We start from the raw sequence: 10,257 nt of genomic DNA, 5'->3' as shown, positions 1-10,257 counted from the left end.
ATCCCGGTAATATGTCACAGCCTAATATAACAGAAGCAATAGATATACTGAAGAAAGCAAAAGATAACGGAATACGCATATCCTATGATGCCGGCGACCTGGTCGTTCAGATGCAACAAGACCGGGTAATAGACAAGTCGTTCCTCCAGGAACTGCGAGAGAACAAACAAAACCTGATCGCCTATTTCAAACAATACCGGCAACCCACCCAGGCAAAAGGTGCCAGGCAACGCATAACACCGCGCACCACAGCAGCGCAACTACCGCTCTCATTTAGCCAGGAACGCCTGTGGATAGTAGATCGGCTGGAAGGCAGCCGTCAGTATCATATACCAGTAGTGCTCCAATTGTCGGGCACGATCCGCATCGAAATATTGGAAAAGGTACTTAGAGGATTGATCCACCGGCATGAAGTACTGAGAACAGTGATCCGCGAAGAGGGCGACAACGTATACCAACAAATAAAGGCGGCAGATCAGTGGCAGCTCCGGCATATCCACGCCAACACACAACAGCTGGATAGTATCACAGAGGAAGTGATCGCCCATCCGTTCGACCTCGCAGCAGATTACCTGCTACGAGCCGAACTGATAACTTTATCCGAAACACAACATGAACTGGTAGTAGTACTGCACCACATCGCCGCAGATGGATGGTCGCTGGGTATCATCGTCGATGAGCTGATGCAGGACTACGAAACGATCAGCAGGGGTAACATATCAACGCTCCCGGCGCCTCCCATCCAATATGCAGACTATGCGCTTTGGCAGCGTACACATATCGCCGGACAATTACTGCAAACACAACTGCAATACTGGAAACAACAACTGAAAGATACCCCGGCACTACAACTGCCCACAGACCACCCCCGGCCATCCCTGCCTGGCAAACAGGGCGCCGAATACCATTTCAGCATCGATGCCGCGCTGACAGATACACTTAGGTCATGGTCACAGGAACAGGGCGCTACCTTGTTCATGACCCTACTATCAGCATTTAAAGTACTGCTATCCCGCTATAGCCGCCAGACGGATATCTGCGTAGGATCCCCCGTGTCAGGAAGAACACAGCAGGAAATCGAAGGACTGGTAGGTTTCTTTATCAATACCATCGCACTGCGTAGCCAACTCGATGGCAACCCGGCTTTTATCACCTTGCTGCAACAGGTGAAAGAAACCACCTTGGCCGCCTACGAACACCAGGACACTCCCTTCGAAAAAGTAGTGGAGACCGTCGTCAAAGAACGCGACCTGAGCCGCAGCCCCCTGTTCCAGGTGATGTTCGTATTACAGAACACACCGCCCGCACAAGAGCTATCCCTGGGCGATCTGCAGGTGAGCAGGAAAGACATCCCCCACCACACAGCCGTATTCGACCTGACCCTTTCCATGGTAGAAACACCGGGTGGCATGAAAGGTGCTATCGAATATTCCAGCTTGCTGTTCCGCGAAGAGACCATAGCACGGCTAAGCGGACATTTTAAACAACTACTGCTCGCTATAGCACAGGACCCGTATCAGAAGATCCATGCCTTGCCAATATTAACGGCCGGAGAAGAAGAACAATTACTATACACCTTCAACAACACCGACCGCGATTATCCCCTGGATAGTAACCTGGTAACGCAATTCCTGCAACAGGTACAATCAGCCCCCGATGCTCCCGCATTATCTTTTAATGGAGAAACGATCAGCTATCGCGAACTGGATCATCGTTCCACGCAACTGGCACTACACCTGCAACAACAGGGTATTGAAGAGGGCGCATTGGTGCCCGTATGCCTGCAACGTTCCTTCGGCATGATCACAGCAATATGGGCTGTCCTGAAAGCCGGCGCGGCCTATGTTCCCATCGATCCCGAATACCCGGAAGAACGTATCCAGTACATTCTCGATGATACCAGGGCCTCCATCATATTAACCGATAAAGCAACGGTAGACAGACTAAAAACAAACTACCGGCAGCAAATGATGCTGGTCGATGAGATCGAAAATATATCTACTACGCCTATACTGCATCCTGCCATCACGCCGGATCATATCGCCTATGTGATATACACTTCCGGCTCCACCGGCAAGCCCAAAGGCGTTTTGGTACCCCACAAAGGTGTGGTGAACCTCGCCCTCGGCCAGCGCGAAGCGCTCCGCCTCACCCCTGGCATCCGCTACCTGCAGTTTGCCTCCCTGGGCTTCGACGCTTCCGCCTACGAAATATTCAACACCTTACTGAGTGGCGGTATACTGGTACTGGCTACCAAAGAGCGTTTACAGACTGCCGAAGGTTTCGCGTCCTTGGTAGAAGAAGAACAGGTCCGTGTAGTCACCTTACCTCCTTCCTACCTGCACCTGGTAAAAGACGTATTAGGTCCCGTACATACCGTCGTCTCTGCAGGAGAAGCCCTCTACAGAGACGATAGCGCACAACTCATCGCGGGCGGTGTCCGGCTTATTAACGCTTATGGCCCAACGGAAAACTCCGTATGTACCACCCTCACCGATAAACCCCTCCGCGAACACCAGATCGTGATCGGTACCCCCGTTCCCAATATACAGGTATACATACTGGATGCATGGGACAACCTTTGCCCCGTTGGCGTACCAGGACAAATATGCGCAGCAGGTGCCGGCATAGCAAGCGGATATCTCCATCAACCGCAACTGACCGCAGACAAATTCATCGCTCATCCATTCTCTGATGACAAAGGGGGTAAACTCTATCGCACCGGCGACCTGGGCCGCTGGCTCCCCGATGGTAATATAGAATACCTCGGCCGCTTAGATGACCAGGTCAAAGTAAGAGGATACCGCATAGAACTGGGCGAAATAGAACATGCCCTCACACAATCCGAATCAATAGACCAGGCAGTCGTACTACTGAATACCGATCCTTTAGGCAATAAACGACTGGTAGCCTATGTCGTACCTAATGGATTGTTCGATCGCGAAAAGAACATTACCGCACTCCGGCAACAACTGCCGGAATATATGATCCCCGCTATATGGATATCCTTGCCGCAACTACCTGTCACCGCCAATGGTAAAATAGATAAAAAGGCACTGCCGGCGCCGGAAACAGACAACCAATGCCTTGCGGGATATGTTGCTCCCACAACACCGGAAGAAACACTCCTCACAACAATATGGCAGGAATTACTGGGCATAGAAAAGATAAGCACGCAGGACAACTTCTTCGAACGGGGCGGCGACTCCATCATCTCCATCCAGGTCGTAAGCCGCCTCAAACAGGCGGGATATTCCCTGCATCCCCGTCAGCTTTTTCAACAACAGACCATCAAAGGATTGGCGCCCTTGCTGAAAACAATAGGAGAAGGAACAGCGGTCGGCGAACAAGGAACCCTTACCGGCGCCGCCGGACTACTACCCATACAACAATGGTTCTTCGAAGTAGCCGGCCATCAGGTAAATCATTTTAACCAGTCCGTATTACTGGAACTGGATAAAGCGGTCACCCACGAACGCTTATCCAATGCACTGGACACCCTGACTTCCCGCCATGATGCCCTGCGTTTCCATTACGAACAGGTAAATGGAGCATGGAGCCAGTACTATGGTACTGCACAACATATCCTCACCACCGCCGATCTAAGCGCAGCAGCAACACATGAAGAGCTGTCTGCCGGCATTACGGCACTGGCCGATGATACACATCGCCGCCTCAATATCACTACCGGTCATATCATACAGGCAGTTTGGATACAAACGCCGGCTGCACAATCGGCCAACAGGCTACTGCTGGTCATTCACCACCTCGCAGTAGATGGCGTTTCCTGGCGTATACTGCTCCAGGACCTGGCACACCTGCTGCAAGGTCCCGACATCACCAACGCAGGTAAAACAGCCGCCAAAACCACTTCCTACCGCCAGTGGCAACAACAGCTCTCACAATATGCCGGCCATCACAGCCTGCTCACACAGCTCCCTTATTGGGAACACGTACAGGCCGCATACATGCCACTGCCGAAGGAATTACCGGGAGATAAAACAGGCACGATGACAGATACCTGGCAGCATATCGTGAGCCTGAATGAAAACACAACCCGCCAGCTATTACAAGATACCGCCACAGCCTATCGCACCGATGTCAACGAACTCCTGCTCACCGCCCTGGCCCGCACACTCATAGGCTGGCTGGGTACAGCAAGTGTCAACATCGGCATGGAAGGCCATGGGAGAGAAGAGGGTAAATGGTCCTCAGACCTGAGCCAGACAGTCGGCTGGTTTACCAGCCTGTTCCCGCTGCATCTGTCACTGGATAAACAGCAGCCACCGGGAGAACAGATACGGACTATAAAAGAACAACTGCGGAACATCCCCGACAAAGGACTGGGATATGGCATCCTGAAATATATCAGCAAAGTACCGTCACTGACAGCTGCAACTCCCTGGGATATCACTTTCAACTACCTGGGCCAGTCCGATAATATCACTGCCACTGGTAGCGTGATCGCCATGGCCGGTGAAAGCGCCGGCCAACCGGTAGCCGCCGGCTTCCCCTTGCTGGCGCCCCTGTCCGTCAATGCCATCATCACCGATGGCCGCCTGCTGATACATTGGACAGCAGGGGATCAATATTTCAAACAGGAAACCATCACACACCTCGCGGATACCTATCTGGCCCACCTGCAGGAGCTGATCAACCATTGCGCCGCACAACCGTACACAAAACTAGCTCCGGTAGACTATCAACTTAGCAACGTAGCAGGTATCGCAGAACTTGATCGCTTCCTCGAAGATACCTGGCAGGGACAACCACGCCGTGAACAGGTAGAGGCCATCTACCGCCTCACCGGCGTACAGGAAGGAATGCTGTTCCACAGTCTCTACGATGGAGAAAGCAGCACCTACACCGAACAGCTCAGCTGCCCCGTATACAACGTACAGGTGCCCGCACTGCGCCAAAGCTGGGAACAGCTGGTGAAAAAACATACCATACTACGCTCCGCATTCCACTACGATGCATTCGCCATCCCGGTACAATGTGTCTATAAAACAGCCGCACTGCCATTCACCGTAATGGATTATATGCATATACCCAAGTCCGGACAGCAGGCAGCACTCAAAGCTTTCGAACAGCAGGATGCACAACAACGGTTCGACTTCACCGCCGCCCCGCTCATGCGCATCACCCTCATCCGCCTGGATGACACCACCTGGCACATGGTATGGACTTCCCACCATATCCTGTTCGATGGCTGGTCACTACCCATTCTGGTGGAAGGCCTGCTGGCTGCCTACGAACAACTGTCCGATGGCCACCAACCGGCCTTGGGAGAAATCGATCCCTTCGAAGACTATATCCGCTATCTCGATCAGCAAAACAAAGAACAGATCACCCAATACTGGCGTAAATACCTGGCAGACCTCGAAGAGGGTACATTACTACCTTTCATTAGCGCTACCGCCGACCGCACAAAAGGGATAGGACACTATCAGGCCGCAAAACTGCTGCTCGATGAATCCTTCACCACACAAATGAACAACTGCGTACAACAACATCGTATCACGACCAATACCCTGATGCAAGGCGTATGGGCCTGCCTGTTAGCTACCTATACCGGCCGCAGCAACGTAGCATATGGTGTCACCGTCTCCGGCAGACCGGAAGACCTCATAGGTGTAGAACAAAGAGTAGGTCTCTATATCAATACCATCCCGCTGCATGCCGCAGTAACGCCAGGCAGCAACATCGTCCATTGGCTGCAAGACCTGCAGACCGCACAGCAACACTCACGCGAATACCAGTACGCTGGACTCAGCGATATTACCCGCTGGACAGGTTTAGCTGGCGAACTATTCGATACCTCCATCACTTTCCAAAACTATCCCGTCAGCGAAGTAGTAGGCGCACGCCAATGGAAACTACAGGTAGGAGAGGTGGAAGCACACCCGCATACCAACTATCCGCTGACCATCATCATCAGTATAGGTGCTACAACCAACCTGCTGTTCAGCTATAATAGCGACCTCCTGCCGGAACAACAGGTACGGTCCATCATACAACATTTCGAACAGGTACTGCGCCAGATCGTATCCGGCAAAGCCACATCCCTGCAAGAGATATCCTTGCTCACACCACAGCAGGAACAACAACTGCTGGCAGCTGGTACCTCCGCAGTAAGCCTTCCGGCTACACATACCTTCCCGGACATGTTCAGCACACAGGCTGCACAACAACCGGAAGCTATCGCCCTGGCATTCGAAGGAGCATCCCTCTCTTACGGCCAGCTGGAAGAACGGGCCAACCGCCTCGCTAACTACCTTCGCAGCAAAGGCGTGAAACCCGGCACCTTCGTACCACTCTGTATCGACCGCTCCCTCGATATGATCGTCGGAATACTGGCCATTCTCAAAACAGGTGCTGCCTATGTACCAGTCGATCCCGACTACCTCCCCCTCGTAGATCGCATCGGATTCATGCTCACAGATACCGCCGCTACCGTCATTGTCACCAACGATCGTTGCGCAGACAAACTGCCCGTCACCGACCAGGAAGTGATCGCCATAGATGGTGACTGGGACCTGATCTGCATGTTCCCGGCTACGTCGCTGGATATACGCCCTTCCGCCGCACAGCTGGCCTACCTGATCTATACATCCGGTAGCACCGGCAATCCCAAAGGCGTAATGGTCACCCATCATAACCTGGCAGACTACCTCTCCGGCCTGCGCCAGCAGCTGCCGATACATGCATGCCGTTCTTTTGGCCTGCTGTCCAGCATCGCCACCGATCTCGGAAATACCGTGTTGTTCGGCGCACTGGCAACAGGTGCCTCCTTACACCTGTTCACACGCAACACCGCCAGCAACCCGCCTGCCCTACATCAGTATTTTAACGACCACCAGGTAGATGCCATCAAGATCGTACCTTCTCACTGGAAAGCATTGTCAGATAACGATATGCCGCTATTACCACGGCAACTTATCATATTCGGTGGCGAAGCGCTCGACCACACCGTCATCGATACCATCCGCCAAACTGCTCCCCATTGTATGGTGGTGAACCACTACGGCCCTACGGAAACAACCATCGGAAAACTCCTGCATATCGCATCTCCGGATGATGATTATCAAGATGGAGTACCGGTAGGCAAACCGTTCTCCGATACACAGGTCAGGGTAGTAACACCCGCCGGGAAAATATGCCCTGTCGGCGTACCGGGCGAACTATGGATAGGGGGCGCCGGCGTCGCAGCAGGTTATCTCAACAACCCCACACTGACCGCAGAGAAATTCATCATCGACCCGTTACATCCCGACAGCCACATTAGATTTTATCGCACCGGCGATAGAGCCAGCTACCTGCCGGATGGCAATATCCGCTTCCTGGGTCGTATAGATGACCAGGTTAAGATTCGTGGATACCGCGTAGAGATCAAAGAGGTAGAAAATAAACTGAATGCCTGCCCGCTCGTAAGCCAGGGTATCATCATCGCCGGCACCGATGCCGCTGGCGGAAAGAACCTCTTAGCATATGTAATACCGGCGCCGGGCTTCAATAGGGAACAGGTCATTGCCGATCTGAAAGCTGCTTTGCCCGATTATATGGTGCCCGCTTTCCTGGTCGAAATGGAACGCTTCCCATTGCTGCCTAACGGAAAGATTAATCGCAGGGCTTTACCCGATCCAGTCACTACCACGCAGGCAGCAGACCATCATACCGCCCCGCAGACACACTTGCAGCAACAATTGTCAGACATATGGGCCAACCTGCTGGAAGTCGATCAGGTAGGACTACACGACGACTTCTTCGAACTGGGTGGCCACTCCCTGCTGGCAGTAAGGCTGATCTCCCTGGTGAAAAAAGAACTGGCAATAGAAATGAGCATCAACGATGTCTTCGACTATCCGACCGTCGCCTCCCTATCCGCTAAATTAGGTGGCGTACTACCAGCTGTAGAAAAGGAGACCTTCTCCCACGTTCGACGCATGCACCTGGGACCTCAGCCGCAACCGCTGTTCTTACTACCTGGCTCGCAGGGCATCACAACAGGATACGAAAGCCTCGCAGCAGCACTCTCACCGTTCACCGTCTATGGCCTCCAGATGACCGGAGCAGGAGAGGGGGAGATGCCGTTAAAAGACCTCCGAGACATCGCCCGCGAACACATCACCCGTATAAGATCCGTACAGCCGGCAGGCCCATACCGCTTCATCGCCCATTCCTTCGGCGCTTTCGTCGCCTACGAAATATGCCGCCAGCTCGAAGCTGCCGGAGATACCGTCAACGGCCTCCTGGTGCTGGATGCCAGAACCTCACAACAAACACCGGACAAACAGAACCAACGGATCATCCCCGTACTCGTTCAAGTACTACGAGAAGCATTCGATCAATATAAAGTAGCCTATAAAATGCCGCCCGACTGGGCCGACAGGGTCACCGCACAGCTTCACAACCTGCCCGATGAAGAAAAACTGGCCTTCGTCGTACAAATGGTAAAAACACAGGTCAAAAGCGAACAGATAGAAATAGACTGGGTCGCCCAACTACTCGACCTGCAACTGACAAATATCAATATCCCATACCAGGTGGAAGGTCGCCTGCAAAGCCCCATCCTCCTGGTAAAAGCAGCCATACCGTCCTGGCCAGAAGCTCCTGAAGACCTGGGCTGGTCCGCCCATAGCGACCGCTTCACCGCCATCACCTCACCTGGAGATCACTTCTCCATGCTGAAAGAACAACAGGCGGATAAGTTGGCTAAAGTGCTGACCGACTGGCTGAACAACTGACCTGGATAGACGGGATCAGAAAAATTCATCCCCGGGCAATAAAGAGCTTTGTATCTTGCGGGTGCTAACCAATATCTTTAATCACAAGGCACCCCTTTCGTATGAAAAAGCTAATCATTGCCGCGATGGTCTGTTCCTTTGTAAACAGCGCCCACGCGCAATTATTCGATCGCATTAAAAACAAAGTAAAAGACAAAGTCAATGAAAAAGTAGATCAGGCTGTTGATAAAACGATCGAAAAGGCCACCGAGCCTAAAAAGAAAACAACACCTGTTGGCACCGACCAGACAGGTGTTGGCATTAATACACCTGATGCCTCCGTCAATACATCCACTACCATCAACACATCTGTCCCGGTCACTAACAAACCGGCGGTCAGCACCAACATCACCTCCTACTCCCGTTTCGATTTCGTACCGGGAGATAAGATCATCATGGAAGAAAATTTTAACCAGGATGTGATCGGCGAATTCCCGGCCAAATGGGATACCCACTCCGGCGCAGAACTGGTAACCGTAAACAACCGGCCGGGTAAATGGCTCGCCATCAAACAAGCAGGCGTGTTCTTCCCCGAATACCTCACCGGCAACCTACCGGACAATTTCACCTTGCAGGCCGATATCATGGCCAACAACGAAATACCGACCATCGCCTCCATCACCGTCGGCTTCATGCAGATCGGCAAAACAGATGATAAATACTACGCCGCCGGACATGGCGACGCAGGCAGCACCCCCGGCTTCAGAGTAGAACTGACGCCGGTATCCTCCGGTGAAGGTGTCCTCCGCTATTCGACAAATGTTATCGGCGGCAACTCCATCAATGGTACACCGGCCTTTAATGTACCGAAGAAAAATAGTGTAAAACTCTCCATCTGGCGCCAGAAACAACGCATCCGATTGTATCTGGACGATACCAAAATATTCGACCTGCCAAGAGCTCTGGATGCCGCAACCGTATTAAATACCTTGTTCTTCAATGCCTACGCACCGGAATACGGACAAGCCGGTGGTACCTTCTATATCGGCAATATCCGCCTCGCAGTAGGTGCCCCCGATATCCGCAACAAACTGATCACCGAAGGCAAGTTCACCACCCATGGCATCCTCTTCGCCTCCAATAGCGACGAGATACAGCCCGAATCATATGGCGCACTCAAAGAGATCGCCGCCGTATTAAAAGAAAATGCCGGCATCCGCGTCAACATCATCGGCCATACCGATGCCGATGGCAACGACCAGCTCAACCTCGAACTGTCAAAAAAGAGAGCCGCCGCCGTTAAAACTGCCCTCATCACTAACTTCAGTATCGAAACAGGCAGAATGGAAACCTCCGGCAAAGGCAAAACACAACCCATCGCCGACAACACGACCGAAATCGGTAAAGCCAATAACCGCCGCGTAGAATTCATCAAACTATAATAACACCTCCGCATAAAAAGACCTTACCCTTGACACCATCATCGGTAAGGTCTCTTTTTTACCCGTATTACCGCATAGTATGTACACAT

General features: G+C 52.5%; 2 protein-coding genes. Both read left to right on the top strand.

The annotated features are described in order from the left end of the window. Window positions 1-11: 11 nt before the first annotated feature. Entirely contained in the window at window positions 12-8,747 is an 8,736-nt protein-coding gene (locus KTO58_RS11445) for a non-ribosomal peptide synthetase (protein ID WP_095839231.1), read from the top strand. A 101-nt stretch (window positions 8,748-8,848) separates the two neighbouring features. Beyond that, a complete protein-coding gene (locus KTO58_RS11440) occupies window positions 8,849-10,168 on the top strand; it encodes an OmpA family protein (protein WP_095839232.1) in 1,320 nt (439 codons plus the stop codon). The last annotated feature ends 89 nt before the right edge of the window (window positions 10,169-10,257 follow it).

Source organism: Chitinophaga pendula (assembly GCF_020386615.1).
Taxonomy (GTDB): domain Bacteria; phylum Bacteroidota; class Bacteroidia; order Chitinophagales; family Chitinophagaceae; genus Chitinophaga; species Chitinophaga pendula.
This window is presented reverse-complemented; position numbering and strand designations above follow the sequence as displayed.

What these genes read in the sequence shown, in the direction of transcription:
- KTO58_RS11445 (WP_095839231.1), top strand. Translation starts at nt 12, where the DNA reads ATGTCACAGCCTAATATAACAGAAGCAATAGATATACTGAAGAAAGCA.
- KTO58_RS11440 (WP_095839232.1), top strand. Translation starts at nt 8,849, where the DNA reads ATGAAAAAGCTAATCATTGCCGCGATGGTCTGTTCCTTTGTAAACAGC.